Source organism: Hymenobacter psoromatis, from assembly GCF_020012125.1.
In the GTDB taxonomy this organism is placed as follows: Bacteria; Bacteroidota; Bacteroidia; order Cytophagales; family Hymenobacteraceae; genus Hymenobacter; species Hymenobacter psoromatis.
Genome location: NZ_JAIFAG010000001.1, coordinates 259,302 through 280,412, shown reverse-complemented (window position 1 = coordinate 280,412; position 21,111 = coordinate 259,302). Strand labels below are relative to the sequence as shown.

Annotated in this window: 16 protein-coding genes; 12 read left to right on the top strand and 4 right to left on the bottom strand. The window is 61.9% G+C overall.

What is annotated here, in order from left to right; translation table 11 throughout:
* Positions 1-16: 16 nt before the first annotated feature.
* The gene (locus LC531_RS01165; protein WP_223648494.1) at positions 17-1,636 is read right to left on the bottom strand and encodes a hypothetical protein; all 1,620 of its coding nucleotides are present in this window, start codon (positions 1,634-1,636) and stop codon (positions 17-19) included.
* A gap of 147 nt (positions 1,637-1,783) precedes the next feature.
* Positions 1,784-2,194: an EVE domain-containing protein gene (locus tag LC531_RS01160; protein WP_223648493.1), complete on the bottom strand. Its 411-nt coding sequence runs from the start codon at positions 2,192-2,194 to the stop codon at positions 1,784-1,786.
* 334 nt (positions 2,195-2,528) lie between these two features.
* On the opposite strand from LC531_RS01160, the gene LC531_RS01155 reads away from it, so the two are divergent.
* Complete coding sequence (locus tag LC531_RS01155; RefSeq protein WP_223648492.1) at positions 2,529-3,908, top strand: flippase; 1,380 nt, start codon at positions 2,529-2,531, stop codon at positions 3,906-3,908.
* Positions 3,909-3,911: 3 nt separating this feature from the next.
* The gene (locus LC531_RS01150; RefSeq protein ID WP_223648491.1) at positions 3,912-4,820 is read left to right on the top strand and encodes a glycosyltransferase family 2 protein; all 909 of its coding nucleotides are present in this window, start codon (positions 3,912-3,914) and stop codon (positions 4,818-4,820) included.
* 137 nt (positions 4,821-4,957) lie between these two features.
* On the opposite strand, the gene LC531_RS01145 is transcribed toward LC531_RS01150, so the two are convergent.
* Entirely contained in the window at positions 4,958-6,175 is a 1,218-nt protein-coding gene (locus tag LC531_RS01145) for an OmpA family protein (protein WP_223648490.1), read from the bottom strand.
* A gap of 193 nt (positions 6,176-6,368) precedes the next feature.
* Positions 6,369-6,914, bottom strand: a complete 546-nt coding sequence (locus LC531_RS01140) for a hypothetical protein (protein WP_223648489.1) — start codon at positions 6,912-6,914, stop codon at positions 6,369-6,371.
* Positions 6,915-7,284: 370 nt separating this feature from the next.
* Here LC531_RS01140 and LC531_RS01135 point away from each other — a divergent pair, with 370 nt between their 5' ends.
* The 10 genes from LC531_RS01135 (at position 7,285) to LC531_RS01090 (ending at position 20,707) form a co-directional block, all read left to right on the top strand.
* A complete protein-coding gene (locus tag LC531_RS01135; protein WP_223648488.1) occupies positions 7,285-8,073 on the top strand; it encodes a polysaccharide biosynthesis/export family protein in 789 nt (262 codons plus the stop codon).
* Positions 8,074-8,123: 50 nt separating this feature from the next.
* On the top strand, positions 8,124-10,511 hold the full coding sequence (locus LC531_RS01130) for a polysaccharide biosynthesis tyrosine autokinase (RefSeq protein ID WP_223648487.1): 2,388 nt from the start codon (positions 8,124-8,126) through the stop codon (positions 10,509-10,511).
* A gap of 67 nt (positions 10,512-10,578) precedes the next feature.
* On the top strand, positions 10,579-12,159 hold the full coding sequence (locus tag LC531_RS01125; RefSeq protein WP_223648486.1) for a lipopolysaccharide biosynthesis protein: 1,581 nt from the start codon (positions 10,579-10,581) through the stop codon (positions 12,157-12,159).
* Positions 12,156-13,364 (top strand): glycosyltransferase family 4 protein, encoded by a 1,209-nt coding sequence (locus LC531_RS01120; RefSeq protein ID WP_223648485.1) that lies wholly within the window; start codon positions 12,156-12,158, stop codon positions 13,362-13,364. Before LC531_RS01125 ends, LC531_RS01120 begins: the two co-directional genes overlap by 4 nt.
* A 172-nt stretch (positions 13,365-13,536) precedes the next feature.
* Positions 13,537-14,832, top strand: coding sequence for an O-antigen ligase family protein (locus LC531_RS01115; protein ID WP_223648484.1), 1,296 nt, complete (start codon positions 13,537-13,539; stop codon positions 14,830-14,832).
* Between the two features lie 76 nt (positions 14,833-14,908).
* A complete protein-coding gene (locus tag LC531_RS01110; protein WP_223648483.1) occupies positions 14,909-15,904 on the top strand; it encodes a nucleotide-diphospho-sugar transferase in 996 nt (331 codons plus the stop codon).
* A 122-nt stretch (positions 15,905-16,026) separates the two neighbouring features.
* Positions 16,027-17,295 (top strand): glycosyltransferase family 4 protein, encoded by a 1,269-nt coding sequence (locus LC531_RS01105; protein ID WP_223648482.1) that lies wholly within the window; start codon positions 16,027-16,029, stop codon positions 17,293-17,295.
* A gap of 161 nt (positions 17,296-17,456) precedes the next feature.
* Positions 17,457-18,296: a glycosyltransferase family 2 protein gene (locus tag LC531_RS01100; RefSeq protein WP_223648481.1), complete on the top strand. Its 840-nt coding sequence runs from the start codon at positions 17,457-17,459 to the stop codon at positions 18,294-18,296.
* Positions 18,297-19,469, top strand: coding sequence for a hypothetical protein (locus LC531_RS01095; protein ID WP_223648480.1), 1,173 nt, complete (start codon positions 18,297-18,299; stop codon positions 19,467-19,469).
* A 62-nt stretch (positions 19,470-19,531) separates the two neighbouring features.
* On the top strand, positions 19,532-20,707 hold the full coding sequence (locus LC531_RS01090) for a glycosyltransferase family 4 protein (protein ID WP_223648479.1): 1,176 nt from the start codon (positions 19,532-19,534) through the stop codon (positions 20,705-20,707).
* Positions 20,708-21,111: the final 404 nt, after the last annotated feature.

Below are 21,111 nucleotides of genomic sequence, written 5' to 3'. Positions count from 1 at the left end.
GGTTGGCGGGCGCGGGCTAGAAACGCAGCACCTGCAAGAAAAACACCTGCCGCTCGGGGCCGTTGCGGCCGGCGCGCAGGCGCTGAAAGCCGCTGGCCACATACTGGCCATTGGCCCAGGGCAGCAGGTCAGACTGGCGCACGTCAAGCACTTTTTCCGGCTCGGCGGCCGAAGAGGTGAGCAGGTCCACTTTCGTGTCGTTGGGGCTGGCTTCGCTTTGCGTAATGCGCTTGTAGTGCAGCTCATTATCGAAGAGGTAGGCCAGCACCAGACCACCATTGGCCAGGGGCAGGGGCTGCACGGCCTCTTCCAGTTCGGTGCGCACGATACCGGGCCCTACCACGAAGTTATTATCCCACAAAAGATTACCACGCTTATCGAAGCCGCACACCAACACATGGGTAGTCCGAAAGCCCACGAACGTGCGGTTGTTGCCGTAGCCGCCGTAGCCGTAGCCGCCCGCGCCGGGGTAGCGCCCGGTGAGGGGGTAGGAGCTTAGCGAAGACAGCGTGTTGCCATATCCGTTGTTGGAGTAAGTGTACTGGGGCGTGTATACTTCGGCCACGAGGGTGTAGCCGCCATCGGGCTGGCGCAGCAGCTCGTGCAGCAGCAGGTGGTAGTGCCAGCGCAGGGGGCTGGCGGCGCGGGCCTCGCGGCGGGCGGCGCGGCCTTGGAGGCGGGCTTGGTGACCAGGCCCCAGGTAATCAAAAAAGTGCCGGAAGCGCTTAAAGTCATAAAAGCGCAGGCCCGAATGGGTGCTGGCTGAATTATCGGCGCGCGGGCTGAGGTCGGTGGCAAATAACCCCTGGGCGTAGCGCAGGTCGCGCAGGCCGTAGGTGCCGGCCAGCAGGCGGGTAGTAGTGTCTTCAGGCGAGCTGAGCTGGGCCGTGAGTAGGCTACGCTCGCTCTCGGTTTGCACCAGCTCCGAGTTGAGCAGCTCGCCCTGGGTAGCCGACAAGCGCTTGACCAGCAGGCGCTGCTTACGGCCGTTGCTCTGGCTGAGCACGAACTCGGCCCGGCCGGCGGGGCGGTCGGCTACGCTGGTCAGCTCGGTGTTGAGGGGCTCGTAGAGGGAGGGCAGAAACTGAAAGCGCCCGCTGGCCACGTCGAGCAGCAGCACGGTCTGGTGCAGCTGGTCCGCGAGCGTCACGTTGACCAGCAGCCGCCCCGTCATAGCCTTTACGCTCACCACGTCGCGGCACAGCTTGGTATCGAAGTTCTGGGCGCGCACCTGGCCGTCGTGCACATTGTAGGCCACCGCCAGCAGGCGGCCCGGCTTGTCGGGCGAGTTGAATAGGGCGTAGGCGATGCCCGGCTCGCTGGTCATACGCTTCAGCTCATACTCGGGCGCAATTTCCAGGCTCACCTCGTTGCGTAGGTGTAGGTCGGCCCCGTACTGCTGAAACACATAGCGCGCCTTGCGCTGGCCCGGCGGCTGGTGCCGGATGAAGAGCACCACGGCCGTATCGGCGGGCATGGCTTGCACTTGCACGTCGTCGTTGGCGGGGTCGAGCAGCAGCTCGGCGCGGGCCACCTGCTGGGGCGCGTCGGGCGGGGGCGGGGGGGTAGGGCGCTGCGCCAGCGTCGCCAGCGGCAGGCAGCCTATGCTCAGCAAGCAGGCGAAGAAGTGTTTCATGGGGTCAGTCGCGCAACGCCGCCCACGCGCGAATAGTTGGCCGGGCTCTCACGAAGTTAACCCTTTTTCCGCGCTTTAATTTCCGGCGGCAAAAGGAGCTGAGCGCGAGACCGTTTGCCACTAGGAGCGCGGCAATGACAAACGGCCCTACCCCTCCCCCAACGCCAGCACCACGTCGAACTCGTCGGGTGTGATGGGCGTCACCGAGAGGCGCGACTGCCGGATGAGGCCCAGGCCGGCCAGCCGGGGCGCGGCCTTGAGGGCGGCCAGCGGCACGGGGCGGGCCAGCGGCGCGTGGGGCCGCAGGCGCACGGCCACCCAGGGGCTGCCGGCCTCGGCCGTGGCATCGGGGGCGGCGGGAGCGTGCACGCGGGCCACACCCACTACCGCCTTCTCGCTCACGCTGTGATAAAACAGCACGAGGTCGCCGGGTTGCATGGCTTGCAGGTTGTTGCGGGCCTGGTAGTTGCGCACGCCCGTCCAGTCGGTGCCGGTCTCCTGCACAAAGTCAGCCCAGGAATAAGTTTCGGGTTCAGACTTAACGAGCCAATGCTTCATGGCCACAAAGGTCGGGTGGGCGGCGGCTCATTTAGTAAAAAAGTAAGTTCGTCCATATTACTTTTAAGGCGTCGTCCTACCAGTATTTCCCAGATTTATTTATGCCAGTAGCATGCTGCATTAGCTTAATTAGCAAGCGAGTGACCTGGCTAAAGTGTGGAGGCAACTTTTTCTCAAAAGTTTAGGCCGCTTTTCTTAGTACTTTGAAATAGCCTTTTTTTGAGAAAAAGTTGACTGCAAGTGTCTTATTTTCGTATACCGCCCGTCTCATCCCGCCCTGCCTTCACCTGCGAAAACCAGTACTGCGCCTACCCCCTGTTTTAGCCTACCCCCAGTGAGCGACGAGATACACGAGATTACGGACGAGCTAACCATCGTAAAGGATGAGGTGGGCATGGCCAAGCCCACTATGCGGCGCTTTGCGGTGAACGTGGCTTCGCTGTTCAGCGTGCAGATTGCCAACTTTCTGCTGCCGCTGCTCACAGTGCCCTACGTGGTGCGCATCATTGGCCCCGAAAAGCTGGGCTTGCTCAACTTTTCGCAGGCCTACGTCACCTATTTCAGCCTGCTCATCAACTACGGCTTCGACATGGCGGCTGTGCGCAGCATCGCCGCCAATCGCGCCGACAAGGAGGCCACCAACCGTATTTTCAGCCAGGTAATGGCCGGCAAAACGCTGCTCTGGGTGCTTTCGACGGTCGTTTTTGTCGCGGTTTCACTGTCGAACGCCGAGTTTAAGGCGCACCTGTTTTTGCACGTGTGTACCTACCTGGTGTGCATCGGCACGGTGCTCTCGCCGTTCTGGCTTTACCAGGCAATGGAGGATTTGGGGCGGGTAGCGCTCTTCAACCTGGCGGTGAAGCTGATTTTCTCGCTGTCGGTGCTGCTGCTTATCCGGCAGGCCGGCGATTATTTCTACCAGAACCTGGCTATCAGCGTCTCGCAGATTGTGGTGAGCGTGGGAGCGCTGTACGTAGCCATGCGGCGGTTTGGCATCCGGTTTAGCTGGCCCAGCGGGCCCGAGCTGCGCACCCGGTTTCGGGAGGACCGCACGCTGTTTTTCTCGTCGGTCACGATTACGATTTACGCCAGCTCCAACGTTTTCATCCTGGGCCTAATGAGCCTGCCCTACAACGTGGGCATCTACGCGGCCGGCACCCGGCTCGAGGGCATGGCCGAAACCTTCGTGGGCCTGGCCCTGAACCAGGCGCTGTTTCCGGTGGTGGCCCAGGCGTTTGGGCAGGGGCGCGAGCAGGGGCTGCGCATGGTGCGCACCACGTTTTTCCCACTCTTTATTCTCTTGAGCATCGTGGCGGTGGGGCTGTGGCTATTGGGGCCATTCGTGCTCACGCTACTCTACGGCACCAAGTTTCAGGATGCCGGCACCGTGCTGCGCGTGGTGTGCGTGCTGCCGCTCATTATCGGCCTCAGTGGCCTGCTGGGCATTCATACCATGATAAACCTGCGCATGGACCGCGCTTTTTTCACCATCACGGCGGTGGGCTCGGTCATTGGGCTAACGCTTAACTGGCTACTCATCCGGCCCTTTGCCCACATTGGGGCGGCCTACGCGCTGGTGCTCACCGAGCTCTATATCACGCTGGCCATGTATGGCTACCTGCGCTGGAAAGGCATCAATGTCATCAAGCTCTCTCACCTGCGCGAAGCTATTGACTTTACTAAAACTAGAATCCAAACCCTTAGAAATCGGTAAGTTATGGAAACTGTTGCCGCCGTATTAGTTACGTATAATCGCCTGGCCGACCTTCAGCTCTGCCTCGACAGCCTGCGCCGCCAGACCCGGCCGCTCGACCGGATTTTCGTCATCAACAATGGCAGTACCGACGGCACCGCCGAGTGGCTGGCTACCCAGCCCGACCTGGCCGTGACGACCCAGGCCAACCTGGGTGGTGCGGGCGGCTTCGCCACGGGCATCCAGACGGGCTATGACGCCGGCTACACCTGGCTCTGGTGCATGGACGACGACTGCCTGGCCGAGCCCGACGCGCTGGCCCAGCTGCTGGCCTCGCCCAACCTGGGGCCGTGCATCAAAAATGCTATGTCGGTGAGCGCCAGTAACTCCGAGGAACTAGCCTTCTTCGTGGACCGCCCCAACCAAAACTACCGTAAGGTGACCGACATGACAAGCCACGACCTGGTGTACGGGGTAGCGTCGTTCTTCAACGGCACGCTCGTTCACTCAGAGGTGGTAAAAGCTATCGGCGTGCCCGATAAGTCGCTGTTTATTTGGGGCGATGAGGTAGAGTATATGACGCGGGCCCAGAAAAATGGTTTCCCCATCGTCACGGTGCCCCGCAGCGTTTTCTACCACCCGGCTTCGTTTGACCGCGACGGCATTCCGTGGCCTGCCGCCTGGAAGCAGTACTACGCCGTGCGTAACCAGCGCCGGGTGCTACAAAATCAGTTTGGTAACACCCTGGGCCGGGTGCTATTTGCCAGCTGGGCTGCCAAAGCCACCTTTCAGCAAGCCGTATCCAAGCGCAAGAACCGCTTTTATAACTTCCTGCTCTACGGCGAGGCGATGGTGGATAGCCTCACCAATAACTTCGGCAAGCGCCCCGATACCATTCGCACGCTTCAGCTCTACAAGCGGCGGCATCGGTAATGGAATATTAAAAGAGCGTCATGCTGAGCTTGTCGAAGCATCTCTACTGCGTAACCAACTTCTAACATTGAGGTTAGCTATGCGATAGAGATGCTTCGACAAGCTCAGCATGACGCTCTTTTAGTACTCCTACCCCCTTACTTCTGCGTGACTTGCATACTCACGCGGCGGTTCAAAGAGCGGCCTTCTTCGGTGTCGTTATCGGAGATGTTATCGAGCGCGCCGAAGCCGACGGCTACGAGGCGGCTGGGGGTTACGCCCATGCTCACGAGTGCGTCCATCGTGGACTTGGCCCGCTCGCGGCTCAGCTGCAGGTTGCGCAACGGGTTGCCCGAATTGTCGGTGTAGCCGCCCACCTTGATTTTAGCCGCTGGAAACCGCTTCAGAATGCTGGCCACGTTGGAGAGCTGCCACAGCGACTCGTTGGTCAGCGTGGCTTTGTTCGACTCAAAATAGATGCGGTCGAAGCCAATCCAGTCCTTGGTGGGGTCCACGAGGTCCACTTCTTTGCTGGGGTCAATCAGAAATTGATAAAGCTTACTCTCGGTAGAGGCCGCGCCGATAATCTGGCGCACGCCATTTTTGAGCTTTAGCACGACTGGTACCGCCCCCGTGCCCCGGCTGACGCCTGGGCTGCGGTTCACCACCGGCAGGGCCGTGTAGGGGTGGTTGGCTACGGCCGCCGCGCCCTCGGCGAGGGTAGGGGCGCTCGTGGCCGCGGCGTCGGCGGCCGCCGGAGCGCCAGTGGTGCGCGTACCCAGGATGTAGCCAAACTCGGCCATCGCCAGCAGGCTCACGCCGACCAGCAGTGCATTGGAGCCTCTGGTAATCCACGAGCCGCCAGCCGCGGCTACCATCGGGCGCGCCACGATGGGCGCGGCTGCTACCACGGCGGCGGGCGTGCTGGGAGCCACTTGGTGGGGCCGCAGCCACTGGCCCAGCTGCTGGGCCGTCCAGTTATTTTCGGTCACTAACCGGCCCATTACGGCCAAGGCGGCCCCGGCCACGGTTTCGAGCAGCTGGCCCACGGTGGCGGTTTGCACGCCGGTTTCCTTCACGATGCGATTGACTGTGCCGTGGTAGCGGTCGTCGAGCACCGAGCGCACGAGGTCGGCCCCCTGCTGACCCGAATCCGGGGCGGTACCCGCCTCGCGGGCCAGGTTCCAGACTACCTCACGGCCGGTCGTCTGGCCGGCCGTTTCGGCGAAGGCGCTCATGACTACCTCCGTTACGCGCGCCAGGGCCGTATGCTCGCTGGCGGGCGCTTCGCCGGGCCGGGCCGGAGTGGCGGCAGGCTGCTGATGGTCACGGATGAAATTTTCAATTTCTTCCGGCATGTGTTGAAGCGTAGTCATGGCGAAGGCGAGAAAAAGGTGAGGAACTCCTACTTTTTATTCTATTAATACAACTTCTACTTACGACGCATACCCCTTGACAGATTGCGGGCAGCAACCGAACCAAGGCCCAGGGAAAATGCGGGGGTAGGAAAAAGCTGGCGGCCGGCTACCCGGCCAGCCAACGGCTAAGCCAACTACTAACTAGCTATTCTTAAAGCAGTTCGACTTTACCACCGGGATAAACCACGAAGTTGGCGCTGTCGAGCACTAGCGCGCCGGCGTTGTCTTTGCGGCGGTAGGTGTGTAGCAGCTGCGTACCCAGGCGGGTCGTGTCCTTCACCCCGATAAATTTATTGGCAATTACCAGTAGCGAATCGTTGTACTTATTGGCCTTGCCGTAGACCGTCTCGATGGCTTTGTTGCGGGCGGGCGGGTCGTGGCGGGCCAGGGAGGCTTTGTAGTTGGCCAGCGCCTTGTTGCGTGGCACTAGGGCATCATCAAACACCTTCATGGCCACCACGCCTTTAATAGCTGCCTCACTTTGGCGCGTATACACTACTGGCCTACCCCACTTAACCGGCTCGTAGCCCGGAAATTCCGCCTTATTGGCTTCTATGTAAGTCGCTACTGCTTTTTGCAGCGAGTCGGTAGGAGCCACGGCAGTAGGGGCCGCGCCAGCCGGGGCACTGGCCGGCGTAGAGGGATTGGTGCAGCCGGCGGCAGCCAGCAGAACGAGCGGGAGAAGATTTTTTTTCATAGAACGGGTAAGTAGTAGGGGAAGCGAAGCAGGTGGCCAGTACAATTTTTAGTCAGAAAAAAATAAACTACGCGGCAACTGATTAACGAAACTTACGGTGGAGGTTACCAGCCGGAGCACCGGGGCGCTATACGGTGCAGCGGGCCATCAAGTTAGGCCCCCAAGGGGCAGAACACAGCAAAAGTCAGCAACCGCGACAGCCGCCTACCCCCACTCTTCCGTATGGGTCGGCTAAGCTACTAAAAATAGGCTGATTTGGTTTGAAAAAATAAATTTTCCAATTTTGCAAAACCGCTGCCTGTCATTTTATCGCTAAATAATTGTGCCGTGAGGGAGCGCCACCCTTTTTTCACTTCTTAACCACACCCTCATGATTTCATTTTTCCGCTTGTCGTTCCTTAGCCTGGGGCTACTAATAGTGGGGCTCAGCGGCTGCGTAGTGCAGAACAAGCTGCCCTACCTACAGGGAGGCAATTACTCGACTACGCAGCCCTCAGAGGTGCAAAACGCCCGCCCGGTCTACCTGCTTCAGCCCGGCGATGTGCTCAGCATTAAAGTACAAAGCGTGCAGCCCGCGCTGAGTGATATTTTCAACGTGCAGGGGCCGCAGGTGATAACCTCCGGCGACCCCGGCGTACTGTACCTGACGGGCTACTCGGTAGATGACACAGGTATGATTACGCTGCCCACCATTGGCAAGCTGAAAATGGCGGGCCTGAGCGTGGAGGATGCTCAGACGCTGGTGCGCACCAAAGTGGGCGCTTACGTGCGCGATGCCAACGTATTGGTTAAATTGCTAAGCTTTAAAATAACAGTGCTAGGCGAGGTACGCCAGCCGGGGCGCTACTTCATCTATAATCCGCAGGCTACCGTATTGGAAGCGCTGGGGCTGGCCGGTGACCTCACCGAGTTTGGCAACCGTCAGAACGTCAAGCTTATCCGGCAAACGGCGAAAGGCTCAGAGGTTGTGCTCCTGAACCTTACGGACCCCAAGCTGCTTCAATCGCCCTACTATTACTTGCTGCCCAACGATGCCCTGTACGTGGAGCCCATGAAGGCCCGCACCGACCGCGGCAATGCCAACAACCTGAGCCTGCTGTTCGCGGGTATTTCGGCCATCGTACTGTTAATTAGCTACATCACCCTTAAGCGTAATTAAGTTGCTGCCTGACAGCCGGCTTGTTTACCGCTCCCAACCTTCCTTCCGCTATGGAATCACGTCCTGTGCCGTTCGCGGCCGAAATTGACTTGCACGAGCTTTTTTTTAAGCTTCAGCGCCGCTGGCCATTATTTGTGGGCTCGCTGCTGCTGGCCGGGGCCCTGGCCTGGGTGTACCTGCAAGTAAAAACGCCGGTGTATGATTTTGAATCGACGCTGCTCATCGGCGACCAATCGACGGGCTCGAAGCAGGCCCAGGAATTGTTGCAGCTACTTGACAGCAAGCCCAAGGGCCTCAAGCTCGAGGATGAGGTAGGGCTGCTTACTTCGTCGGGGATGATGCGGCGCACGCTGGCCCAGTTGCCCTTCACGGTGAGCTACTTCGTGGAGCCCAACTCGTGGCTGAACTGGGTGCGGCCTTTGCAGGTGCGCGAGCGGGCGGCCGGCGACCTACCCTTCTGGGTGGTGGCCGTGCCGGGCCGGCCACAGCTCACGGGCGTGCCCATTTATGTAGAGACGCTGCCCGACGGCAAGTTTCGCATTCATGCCGATGCCAAGCGCGGCGAGTTGCGCCAGCTGGCCACCGGCGACTTGGTGCGCGAGGTGCTGGGCGTCAAGTTTGATAAAACTATCGCGGCCGGCGACACGCTGCGCAGCCCCCTACTTACGGTGGTGCTGCGCCCCGAGCCCGACCAGCTGGGCACCAGCGAGGGCCAGTATTTTTTCAAGCTCAACGACCTGAGCAGCCTAGTGGGTGACTACCAGAGCCGCCTGAAGGTGAAGCCTACTGACCACGAGTCGCGCATTCTGGAGCTGAGCGTGCAGGGCTCGGTGCCGGCCAAGGAGCAGCAGTTTCTGAACACGCTGATGAATACCTACGTGCAGGACGACTTGCTGCAAAAAAATCTGATTGGGGGCAAGACGGTGGCTTTTTTGGATAACGAAATCAATAAGCTGGCCGATTCCAAGAATCGGGCTTCGCAGAGCCTCAGCTCGTTCCGCTCGGCCAATAGCCTGGTGGATGCGGGCACGCAGTCGGGGGTAGGGATTCAGCAGCAAACCGAGTTGAATTCCAATCGCAACCGCCTAGCTACCAGCCGCCGCTACTACCAGAACATGCTCAGCTACCTGAAGGAACACCGTGGCCCCAGCCGCTTGGCGGCGCTGAGCAGCGCCGGCGTGGAGGACCCGGCCACGACGGGGCTCATCCAGCAGCTCTCGGAGCTGAATAGCCAGCGGGCCTCGCTCATCGTGAACGGCACCGAGATAAACCCGATAGTAGTGGCGCTGGATGAGAAAATCAGCACAACCAAGGAGCTACTTATTCAGACCCTGACCGGCCTGATAAACAGCTCAGGCAGCGCCCTCAGCGATGTGGAGCAGCAGCTGGGCAGCGTGCGCGGCCAGCTCACCAAGATGCCCGAGAACGAGCGCCAGATGAACAACCTGCAGAACACCAGCAACTTCAACGAGAAGAACTATAGCTACCTGGTGGAGAAGCGCAACGAGGCGGCCATCGCGCTGGCTACCAACGTGACGGATAAGAAAGTGGTGGACCCGGCCAAACAGAATGGCCTGGGGCCCTCAGCCCCTAAGCCACTGCTGGTGGCGTTGCTGGCCGTGCTGGCCGGCCTGCTGCTACCCGCCGCCGTAGTGCTGATGCAGGACAAAACCAACCGCCGGGTGCAGAGCAAGGAGGACCTGGCCCGTCTTACCAACATTCCGCTACTGGGCGTGATTCCGCACGGCACCCAAGAGGACAAGCAAACCATGCTGCACGACCCGCGCAGCTCCATCGCGGAGGCCTTTCGGGCGGTGCGGGTGAATATGCAGTACTTAGCGGCTGGCCTCGACAAGCGCGTGATTGGCGTTACGTCGTCGGTGCCGGGTGAGGGCAAAAGCTTCTGCACCGTGAACCTGGCCGCCGAGCTGGCCCAGAGCGGCCGCCGCGTGGCCGTGCTAGAGTGCGACATGCGCCGCCCTACCCTGGCTGGCTACTTCGGCATCAGCTCGCGCGCGCCACATGGCCTGAGCACCTACCTGGCCGGCGAGAGCACCTTGGATGAAGCCCGCAGCCGCACCAGCATCCCGAGCCTCGACGTGCTGTGCTGCGGCCCGCTACCCCAAAACCCCACCCGCCTCATCGAGAGCCCGCGCCTGGCCGAGCTGATTCAGCAGCTGCGCGAGGAGTACGACTACCTGCTGGTGGATATTCCGCCGCTGGGCTACGTCTCGGAATTCCTGGTGCTGCTGCAATACCTGGATGCCAAAATTTACGTGGTGCGCCAGAACTACACCGACCGCGCCCTGGTGGGCCAGATAACCGAGATGCACCGCGACCACAAAGTGAAGCAACTCTATATGGTTATCAATGACGTGCACTTTGGCAATACCTACGAGTATCGCCACAAAGCGAATGCGTATAAATACGGGGTATAAAACCAGCCGTCGTAGCGAGCTTGCACAGTAATTGCTATGACAAGATTTGCGAACAGCTCAACCTAACATGGCAGTAACCACCCAAAATCTAACTTCTACCGCCGTGCGCGGGGTGCAGTGGACGACGGCGGCCACGGTGCTGACAGCAGTGCTCCAGATTGGCTACACTGCCGTGATGGCCCGGCTGCTCGACCCCGCCGCCTTCGGCTTGGTGGCGATGGCGGGGGTAGTACTGCGCTTTGGCAGCTACTTCGCCGAAATGGGCCTGGGCCACGCCCTGGTGCAGCGCCTGAGCATTGACGACGACGACGTGCGGGCCACCTTCACGGCCTCCCTGGGGCTAGGGCTGGCGGTAGCGGGCGTGGCTTGGCTGGCCGCGCCGCTGGCCGTTTTTTTCCTGAAAAATGATGCCGTGGTGCCGCTGGTGCGGGTGCAGGCGCTAGGCTTTATTTTGGTGGGCCTGGGGGCCACGGCTACGAGTATGCTGCGCCGCGAGATGCGCTTCGAGGCCCTGGCCAAGGTGGAGGTGGCGGCCTACGTGCTGGGCTACGGGGGGGTAGGCGTAACGCTGGGCCTGCTGGGCGCGGGCGTGTGGAGCCTAATTGCGGCCAGCCTGGCGCAGCAGCTGTTCGCGGCGCTGTTTAGCTACGGTGTGGTGCGGCATTCGCTGCGGTTTATTTTCCACAAAGCGCCCTACGCCCGGCTGCTGGGCTACGGCGGGCGGGTGTCGGTGGTCGGCTTCTTGGAATTTATCAATGGCAACCTCGATACACTGCTCATTGGGCGGCTACTGGGCTCGGTGCTACTGGGCATCTACAACCGCGCCTATATGCTGCTGTACCTGCCCATGTACTTCCTGACCAACAGCCTGGCGCGGGTGGCTTTTCCGGCGTTCAGCAAGATTCAGAATGACTTGCCGCGGGTGCGGGCTTTGTACCTGACTAGCAGCACGCTGGTAGCCACCGTGGTGCTGCCCGTGTGCGCCGGCGTGGCCGTGGCCGCCCCCGAGCTGGTGGCCGTGCTGCTGGGCCCACGCTGGGCCAACTCCGTACCGATTCTGCGGGTGCTGTGCCTGTCCATCCCACTGAGCATGACCACCTTATTCGCGGGCGTAGTGGCCGATGCCCGCGCCAACCTGCACCAGAAGATTATCCTCAACCTGCTGTTTATGGGCCTGCTCTCGGGCTTATTTTGGATGCTGAAGGGCTACGGGCTGGCCGGCATAGCGGGAGCCATCGGTACGGGCGAGGTGGTACGCACTTTCCTCTACATGCGCGTGACGCACAACGACATTGGCCTGCCCTACGGGCGGCTATTCGGCATTTACCGGGCCGGCGCGCTCAATGCCGCTGCCGTGGGGGTAGGGCTGCTGGGCGTGGCTACGCTGGTGCGCCCGCTGCACCTGCCGCCCGTGCTGGCCTTACTGGCCCTGATGGCCACCGGGGCCGTGGTGCTGAGCGCGGTAATGCTACGCTGGCCTTCGGCTGAGCTACGGCCCGTGCTGGCGCAGGCCCTGGCCAAGCTGCGTAGCTTGGCGGCTATGCCCACCGGCGTGCGCGCCCGGCTGACGCGCTACGCCGGCTTTCTGGAGCGGCGGCCGGGCGTGCTGGCTGCCTTCGATGACTTTGACCAACCCCTCATCCCGTGAATATTCTGCTGACTTCCCTGCAAGTGCCGGGCGCGGCCTCGGGGGTGCGGGTGCACTACGAGCGGCTGGCGGCGCTACTGCGCGCCCAGGACCATCGCGTAACGGTGGTGACCCAGGACGACCTGCGGCCCTGGCTCCGGCGCGCCATTGGGGTAGGGCGGCGGGCGCTGGGGGTGTTCGGGACGCTGGGCCGGCGCGTGGGCCTGGAGCTGGGACAGGTACTGGAAATCTATTTTGCCATCGACCACCGGCAGCCCTATGACGTGGTAAATGCCCAGGACGTGGCCAGCGGCTGGGCCGCCCGCCTGGCCCTGCGCGACCGCGTGCCGGTGGTAGTGACCGGCCACTACAACGACCACCCCGGCACCGAAGTAGTGCAACAGCTGGCCCTACCCCCCCGCGGCTGGGCAGCCCGCTTCGAGGGGCGCTGGTTTAATTTTCTGCTGCATCGCACCCGGTTCTTTTTAGGAATTTCGGAGTACGCGCTCCGGCTCACCCAGCCCTTCCTACCCCCGGATGCGCAGACGGCCATCGCCCACAACGGCGTGGATATGGCCGCCTTCGCGCCGGGCGCGGGGATGCTCGGCGCGGGGCTTGATTTGCGGGCCAAGTTTCCCGGTCGGCCCATCATCCTGAATATTGGGCAGCTCGAAGCGCGCAAAAACCAGCGCTACCTGGTGGCCGTGGCCGCCGAGCTGCGCCAGCGCTACCCCGGCTGCGTCACGGTGCTGGTGGGCCAGGGCGAAGACGAAGAGTTGCTGCGCAATCTCATTGCAGAACAGGGACTGGAAAACGATGTGGTGCTGCTGGGTTACTACCCCCACGTAATCCATTTGCTGCACGCCGCCGACCTCTACGTGCACGTAGCGCTGCGCGAAAACTGTCCCTACGTGGTGATTGAGGCCATTGCTGCCGGCTGCCCGGCCTTGGCCCTGGCGGCCGGCGGTAGCCCCGAGCTGCTGGCTGCCACCCCCGAAGCCTCCCTGCCCCAGGCTACGCCGCCCGCCGCGCTGGCCGCCCAAGTGGCCGAGTTGCTGGCTAACCCCGCCGCCCTGCTGAGCTTGCAGCAGCGCCAGTATACCTACGCTCGCACCCGCTTCGACCGGGCGGCGATGGTGCGCAATACGCTGGCCTTTTACCGGCGGGCAGCGGGGCTGGCTCCACTGCCCGCCGAGGTGCCCGCTGAGGCACTGGTGGCAGAGTGAGCCGGCGGCAAATGACTGCGTGCGCAGGGAGCCGCGGTGATGCGCGAAATATCATCTGCCTAAATTACGTAAGTCTCCCTGGCACTCCGTAACGTTAAAACCCAACTTTTGCGCCGATATTCGGTAAGCGACGGGGCAGCAGCTGAATAAGCGCTGGCCCGTTTTATTTCTCATGAAAATTCGTCTCAACTTTCTCGTCATCCTGCCGCTGCTGGCCGTGCTGGCTACCAACGCGGCATTTTGGGAGTTCATCTACGGGCCGCAGGTGGACCAGGAGCCCGACGGCGTTAAGCTCTACACCTATGCGCTGTTCGCGGCTTCGGTGGGCGCGCTGGTGCTGTACGCGCGCTACATGGAGCCGCTTATCAAGCGGTGGATGTGGGTAGTAGTAGCCGCCATTGGCGGGCTGATGCTGGAATCTTACGCCAACCAGGGCTCGTGGCTGGCCTACCCCCACGTGTTCAGCAAGCTCTTCGTGCTGCTGATTATGTTCGGGATTTATGCCTTTTACCGGCGCTTCGGGCTGCCCTCGCTGGGCCAGGTTATTGGGGTAATGACGTTTGTGCTGCTGGCCAACCTGCTGGTTTTTCACCGCGACTCGCTCAGTCTGAGCGCCTTCGCGGAGAATGAGCGGGGCTTTGGCTCATCATCGGCCTACCTGTTTGTGCTCGTGACCCTGTACTGCCTCAACCGCTACCTCACCCGCGGCGGGCTGACGATGCTACTGGGCTTTTTCGTGTGCCTGCCGCTGATTATTTTCTTGCAGCACCGCTCGGTATGGATTGCCACGGCGGTGGCCGTGCCCCTCGACATGTGGCTGCTGCGCCGGGCACCGGGCACCAGCTTTTCGTTTTCCAAAGTAGCGATGCTGGTGCTGGTGCCGGGTATTCTGGGTTCGCTGGGCGTCACGGCCATCGTGCTGAACAACCCCGAGGTGGTGACCCGGATGCAGGACAACGTGGAGGACATGGCCAACGCCGACAAGCAGGGCACCGGCAGCTGGCGGCTCAAGCAGATTGAGTCGTACATGCCGCTGGTGTACGAGCGGCCCATCGCGGGCTGGCGCCTGGAGGGCTTCGAGGTGCCCATGCAGTTCTACGACCCCAGCAACGACCAGCCGATGTGGGCCGACCGCACCGGTCACCACTTCCATAATTTCTACCTCGACCGGGCCTTTTACTTTGGCATTATTGGTATTTTGATGGTGCTGCTGGTGCCCATTGTTCGCATCGTGCAGCGGCTGTGGCAGCCCGGCCCCATGCGGCCCGATACGGCGCTGCTGATTGCTTATTTCGGCTGTTTGCTGGTGTTTTCGGCATCCTACGACTGGTCTACGTATCACTTTGGGCTGCTGGGGCTGCTGCTGGCCGCTTTGGCCGAGCCGGAGCCCCGCCCGCTACCACTCGTTTCCTTACCCCCCACCGAGCCCGAGACCGCGCCCGTACCTGCCGAGCTGATGCCGGCTTAATCGTTTGTCATGACCGCGCTGCGCTCGCAAGGACAAACTATTTTCGCTAATCACTCTATAACTTTTAACTCCCCCAATGCCTGCTCCTGACCAAGCGGCCGAAGCGTTGCAAACGCCCGTGCTGCTCCTGATATTCAGCCGGCCTGACACCACGCGGCGCGTGTTTGACACCATTCGGCGCGCCCGGCCTACCCGTCTCTACGTGGCCGCCGACGGGCCCCGCCCCGGCCACCCCACTGATGCCGCCCGCTGCGCCGAAACCCGCGCCGTGGTGCAGGAAGTGGATTGGCCCTGCGAGGTGTTCACGCTGTTTCAGGAAGCCAACCTGAACTGCGGGCTGGCCCCGGTCACGGCCATGAACTGGTTTTTTGCGCACGAGCCGGAGGGCATTATTCTGGAAGATGACTGCGTGCCCGCGCCCAGCTTTTTTCGGTTTTGCCAGGAGCTGCTGGCCCGCTACCGCGATGATGCGCGGGTGATGCACATTGGGGGTAACAACTTTGGCTCGGAGGCGCAACAGCCGCTCGCGCCCGATGCGCCTTCGTACCATTTCTCCACGCAGCGCAACAGCTGGGGCTGGGCTACCTGGCGGCGCGCCTGGCAGCTGTATGACTATCACCTCACTGATTTTGAGGGGGTAGCGAAAGCGGGCGAGCTGAACGACAGCTTCACCGGGCCGCTCGAAAAGCGCTACCGGCTGGGCAAAATGGCCGGCGTGCGCGCCCTGCCCCAGCCGCCCGACGTGTGGGACTACCAGTGGGAGTACACTATTGCGCGGCACCACGGCCTCTACATCGTGCCGGCCGTGAACCTGGTGGGCAACATTGGCTTCGGCAATGGCTCGACCCATACCCACGACAGCGCCGACAACATGGCCGCCCTGCCCGCCCGCGACCTAAGCTTTCCGCTGCGCCACCCGGCCGTGGTAGCCCAGGACCGCCGCCGCGACAACCGCCGCTTCAACGAGTTCTTGCTGAGCCGGGTCGGGGCCATTGTGCGGCGCGTGTTCGCGGGCCAGAAGCCGGTGGCAGCGGGCCTACAAAGCCCGAAGGTGAAGCAAAGCGCAGGGTAGGATTTAGCCTGCCGCCTGGTGCATAGCGTTAATTATAAGTTGATTATTTAGTATATTCCTTGGCTAACTTAATTAAGTAGCAAAACGTCAAGCTAACGCTTACCTTACACTGCTTTTCCCGCATGAAAATTCTGCTCTCCGCCTATGCCTGCGACCCCTTGCACGGCAGCGAGGAAGGCTCGGGCTTCAACTGGCTGTGGCAGGTGGCCGCGCTGGGCCACGAGGTGTGGTGCCTCACTACCCCCCGCGGCCGCGCCAACCTGGAGCAGGTGCTGGCCGAGCGCGCCGCCGACCCGGTGGCGGGCCGCATTCACCCGATATATATCACGGTGCCTAAGGCCATTGACTACGCCTACCGCTGGCAGCCGGGCGTTTATCTGCATTACCTGGCGTGGCAGTACCGGGCCTGGCGCGTGGCCCGGCAGCTCGATGCACAGGTGAATTTTGACGTGGTGCACCACGTCACCTATAACAGCCTGCAAATGGCGTCTTGGCTGTGGCGCTTAAAAAAGCCGCTGCTGCTGGGCCCGCTGGGCGGCGGCATGACGGCCCCCGCCACCCTGCGCCGCTACCTGCCCGACTGGTTCAAGACCGAAACCGTGCGCAACGGCATCAGTAACCTGCTCACTACGTTTGACCCTAACGTGCGGCAGTCCGTGCGCCACGCGGCGCTAGTGTTGGTGGCTAACAGCGACACGGCCGCGCTAGCCCGGCGGCTGGGCGCGCGCCGGGTAGCGCTGGTGATGAGCGCCGCGTTGGCCGCCGACTATTTCCCGGCCGCCTACGTGCCCCGGCCGCCGCTGGCGGGCCGCGAGCTGCGCATTTTGTGGCTGGCCCGGCTGTTTCCGCGCAAAGGGCTGCACCTGGTACTTGACGCACTGGGCCGGGTAGATAAGCGGGTGAAATTTCACTTGGATGTGATGGGCGATGGGCCAGTGGGGCCGCTGGTGCCCGGCTGGATTGCCGCCGCCGGCCTCACCGACCGCGTAACCTGGCACGGCAGCGTACCTTATGAGGCCACCCGCGCCGCCTACCTCGGCCACGACCTATTCATGCTGTGCAGCCTGCGCGACACCTACGCCAATCAGTATCTGGAGTCAATGTCGCTGGGCCTGCCCATCCTGACCCTGGACCACCACGGGGCCACTGACTTCATCCCCGACGCGGCGGGCATCAAGGTGCCGGTGCAGTCGGCCGACGCCACCGTCGAGGCCCTGGCGCGGGCCGTGGAAACCCTCTGGGACCACCCCGAGCGGCTGGACGCGATGGGCCGGGCGGGCTTCGCCTACGCCGCGCAGTTTGCCTTGCCCAAGCTTGTGGCCAGTTTGTATCAACTGGCGGCCGATACTGCGCCCGAGCTGGCGGGGCTGGCGGTTGGTAGAAGGAATTAAAATAGAAGAATTAAGTGAAAAGTATTTGTCATTGCGAGCGCAGCGCGGCAATCGCACTCAAACGAAACCCGCGCCAATCGTTCGTCCATCGTTTGGATGCGATTGCCGCGCTGCGCTCGCAATGACAAATACTTTTCAGATAGAATTCGTAACCAAAAAACATGCTTTACATCGTTATCCCCGTTTTTAATCGCTGGCGCTACACCAGCGCCTGCCTGGATTCGCTGCGGGCGCAGACCAACCAGGACTTTCGGGTAATTGTGGTGGACGATGGCTCCACTGACGAGACGGCCGCCGCGCTGGCCCACGACTACCCCGAGGTGGAAGTAGTAACCGGCAGCGGTAATCTGTTCTGGACGGCCGGCGTGAACCGGGGCATCGAGCGCGCCCTGGCGCTGGGGGCCGACCGCGTGCTGACCCTCAACAACGACGTGCTGACCGCGCCCGACTTTGTGGCCCAGATGCTGGCCGCCGCTGCCAAAAATCCCCGCGCCGTACTCGGCGCGCTGGAGTTTGACGCCAATACCGGCCAGGCCATTTACGGTGGTGAGCGGCTGAGCTTCAAGACCAATACCCGCTCTGATTTGTTGGATGAACTGCCGGCCGACCAGCGCACGGGGCTGCACCCGGTGACGTATTTGCCGGGGCGCGGGCTGCTTATTCCGAAGGCGGTGATTGACAGAGTGGGGTTGTTTGATGACAAGCGTCTGCCGCACTACCTGGCCGATTTTGACTATACCAGCGTGGCGCGCCGGGCGGGCTTCCCGGTGTATTGTAACTACGAGGCCCGCCTCAGCACCTACCCCGAAGAAAGCGGCCAGACCCTGACCCGCAAGCACCGCAGCGTAAAGGGCTATTTTCAGCATCTGTTCGGCATCCGGGGTGGGGGTAATATGGTCAATTTCACCCATTTTGCTCTTAAAAACTGCCCTTGGCCTTACTTGCCTTATTTCCTGCTGAACGGCTACGCCCGCCGGCTGGTAGGCTACTTTCTGCACTAAATGACGGTTTCCTACCATGCACTCGCTTGGCTGACACTGGTGCTGGGTAGCGCGCTGAGTGCCTGCGCCAGCCACCACGCCGGCGGCGAGGCCACCCTGGTTATCACCAAGGGCGGCACTTACTCGGGCCGCTACCAGAGCGCGGCCTCGGGCGTGGCCTGCGTGCGGGTGGCCACCACCGAGCTGGTGGTGCTCGATGGCTGCGTACTCACCGGCCCCGGCAATCTCATTGAGGCCGGCGAAGGGGCCGACCTAACTGTGCGCAACTGCCGCGGCCAGGGCCTACCCCCCACCGTGGATAAGCAAGCGCCCGGCCACTTTCTGGATGTGTATAAGCCCCAGCGCCTGGTAGTGGAGCACAATTTCTTCGCCCAAACCAGCGGCATGGTCGTCAACCGCTGGCGCGGCACCAGCGGCGCGCTACTGGTGCGCTACAACCAGGCCCGCGACGTGGACGGGCGCTGGCGCGGTAACGCGGGCGGCACGCATTGCAGCTTCTTGATTCTGAACACCGTGGCGCACCTGCCGGGCGTAGAAATCGCGTTCAACGAAGTGTTGAACGCGCCCGACAAGAGTTTAGTGGAGGATAACATCAACCTCTACAACTCGTCGGGCACGGCGGCCAGTCCCTTGCGGGTGCACGATAATTTTGTGCGCGGGGCCTACCCCTACCCCGCCTCGGCGGGCCAGTTTACGGGCACGGGAATGACTACCGATGGCGACGCGAAAACCCTGGCCGAAGCCGGCGGCTTCATCGAGGCCGACCATAACCAGTTTGTGAGCACCGGCAATGCGGGCATGAACCTCGCGGCCGGGCACGATATTTTTTATCATGATAACCGCGTCATTACCAGCGGCTTGTTACCCGGCGGCCAGCGCTTCAACGCTACGCACGCCGGGCTGGGCATCTTTAATTTTTACAAGCAGCCGGCCAACGTTTTTTTCAACAACCGCGCCGAGCGCAACGTCATCGGCTACGTGCGCTGGGGGGCCGGCAGCCCCTACCCCGACCGCCAGGACCTGAGCACCGACAACTGCGCCACTTGCACGGCCACCGAGCATTTGCCCAATCCCATCACGCCCGCCACGGAAGCAGGCGAGTGGGCGCGGTGGCAGCAGAAACTGCAAAAGCAGGGCGTGACGGTGGGGCCACTGCTTTCGGGTGGCAAGTGAGGTAGTTAGTAAACGGGGTAGTAGTATTTTTATTCTAATAATTGACTAATTATCAACGAGGTATGTACATCGCCGTTTTAGGCCCCATTGCTACTAACGACCTGCTACTACCCGCCGAGCAGGACGGCCGCGCCTACCCGGCGGGCCGGGCCGGCGCGCCGCTGGTTAGCAATCTTATCAAGGAGTACATTGCCCGCGGCCACCGCGTGCTGGCTTTGACGCTGGATGACCAACTGGGCGACGACGACGCGCCTTTCGTGCACGAAGGCCCTGGCCTGACCTATGTGGTGGTACCTAGTCGCAGCCGCACTTTCCGGCCCAACGGCCGGCGACTGGGCCGCACCGCCGACTTTTTCTGGCTGGAGCGCCGGCAGTTGCTGGCGCAGCTACGCCGTTACCAACCTGAGGCAGTACATGCGCACTGGACCTACGAGTTTGCGGTGCCCGCGCTCCGCTACGACCGCCGCGCCTTAGTGACGGTGCACGATAACGCGCTGGTTATCTACCGCTATGTGCGCACGCTCAACCGGCTGTTTCACCTGGCAATGGCGCGTTACGTGTTCTGGAAAGGGCGGCGCTTCACGGCCGTATCGCCCTACATGGCCGCCTCAGTGCAGCCCTGGACGCGCAACCCGGTACTGGTGGTGCCTAACCCCGTGGTAGTGCCCGAGCGCGCCAGCTCGGAGCGGGCCCCGCTCAGCGCACCCGTCCTCAGCGTGGTGGTAAATGGTTGGGACGACCGCAAAAACAGCAAAAATGCGCTGCTGGCCTTCAAGGAAGTGCAGCGGCGGCACCCGGCGGCGCGGCTCTGGGCAATGGGCACGGCCTTCGCGCCAGGCGAAGAAGCGGCCGAGTTTTGCCGGGAGAACGACGTGCCGAATGTAATTTTTCTGGGCCCTACCCCCCACCACGAGGTACTAGCCCGCCTGGCGGCCAGCACGCTCGTACTGCACACCTCGCTGGAAGAGTCGTTCGGGATGGTGCTGGTGGAGGCGATGGCCTACGGCGTGCCCGTAGTGGCCGGCCAGGCCAGCGGGGCCGTGCCTTGGGTGGTGGCCGACGGCGGCCTGCTGGTGGACGTGACCAGCGTGGCCGACATTGCCGGGGCTATAGAACGCCTCCTCACCGACCCGGTCCTGTACGAGCAAGTGGCGGCGCGGGCCGTAGCTATCGTAGCCGAACGCTTCCCGCTGGCTAAAGTCGCGGACCAGTACCTGGCGCTACTGGCCGGTTCCTGAAGTACCCGCTCTTGCTTAGCGGGCCCGTTCCATCAAACGTCTTTTCTTAACCCAAACTTAATATAAGGCTTTTCGAAGCGGCCGTCTGGCAAAGCGTGCCCCAGCTGCCTCAACCGGCACTTTCGGTAGGACTCGGGTTAGCATTGACCACTCGGGCGGCGTGGCGCGGTAGGCTAGCGGGAGTCCGGTCTTAGCTGGCTGAGGGTGTGCTTCTAAGCCGGGTTCATAGTCCAACTAAAAACGGGTAGGCAGCGGCACGGCCTGTAATAAATAAGCTCAACAGTTATTCATATTAATTTCACTTTTCCCATAAAATCATTACTAGGGTATACAGTTTTAACTACGAAACAAAATTATAGCTTTCGCTGGCTCAATAGCTTATAAGTGCCGCGCGGCTTTTATCT

Bases quoted from the DNA above. Each gene is read 5' to 3' on its own strand.
- LC531_RS01100 (WP_223648481.1), top strand. From the start codon at position 17,457: ATGCTTTACATCGTTATCCCCGTTTTTAATCGCTGGCGCTACACCAGC.
- LC531_RS01110 (WP_223648483.1), top strand. From the start codon at position 14,909: ATGCCTGCTCCTGACCAAGCGGCCGAAGCGTTGCAAACGCCCGTGCTG.
- LC531_RS01150 (WP_223648491.1), top strand. From the start codon at position 3,912: ATGGAAACTGTTGCCGCCGTATTAGTTACGTATAATCGCCTGGCCGAC.
- LC531_RS01145 (WP_223648490.1), bottom strand. From the start codon at position 6,175: ATGACTACGCTTCAACACATGCCGGAAGAAATTGAAAATTTCATCCGT.
- LC531_RS01165 (WP_223648494.1), bottom strand. From the start codon at position 1,636: ATGAAACACTTCTTCGCCTGCTTGCTGAGCATAGGCTGCCTGCCGCTG.
- LC531_RS01105 (WP_223648482.1), top strand. From the start codon at position 16,027: ATGAAAATTCTGCTCTCCGCCTATGCCTGCGACCCCTTGCACGGCAGC.
- LC531_RS01130 (WP_223648487.1), top strand. From the start codon at position 8,124: ATGGAATCACGTCCTGTGCCGTTCGCGGCCGAAATTGACTTGCACGAG.
- LC531_RS01090 (WP_223648479.1), top strand. From the start codon at position 19,532: ATGTACATCGCCGTTTTAGGCCCCATTGCTACTAACGACCTGCTACTA.
- LC531_RS01160 (WP_223648493.1), bottom strand. From the start codon at position 2,194: ATGAAGCATTGGCTCGTTAAGTCTGAACCCGAAACTTATTCCTGGGCT.
- LC531_RS01135 (WP_223648488.1), top strand. From the start codon at position 7,285: ATGATTTCATTTTTCCGCTTGTCGTTCCTTAGCCTGGGGCTACTAATA.
- LC531_RS01140 (WP_223648489.1), bottom strand. From the start codon at position 6,914: ATGAAAAAAAATCTTCTCCCGCTCGTTCTGCTGGCTGCCGCCGGCTGC.
- LC531_RS01115 (WP_223648484.1), top strand. From the start codon at position 13,537: ATGAAAATTCGTCTCAACTTTCTCGTCATCCTGCCGCTGCTGGCCGTG.
- LC531_RS01095 (WP_223648480.1), top strand. From the start codon at position 18,297: ATGACGGTTTCCTACCATGCACTCGCTTGGCTGACACTGGTGCTGGGT.
- LC531_RS01125 (WP_223648486.1), top strand. From the start codon at position 10,579: ATGGCAGTAACCACCCAAAATCTAACTTCTACCGCCGTGCGCGGGGTG.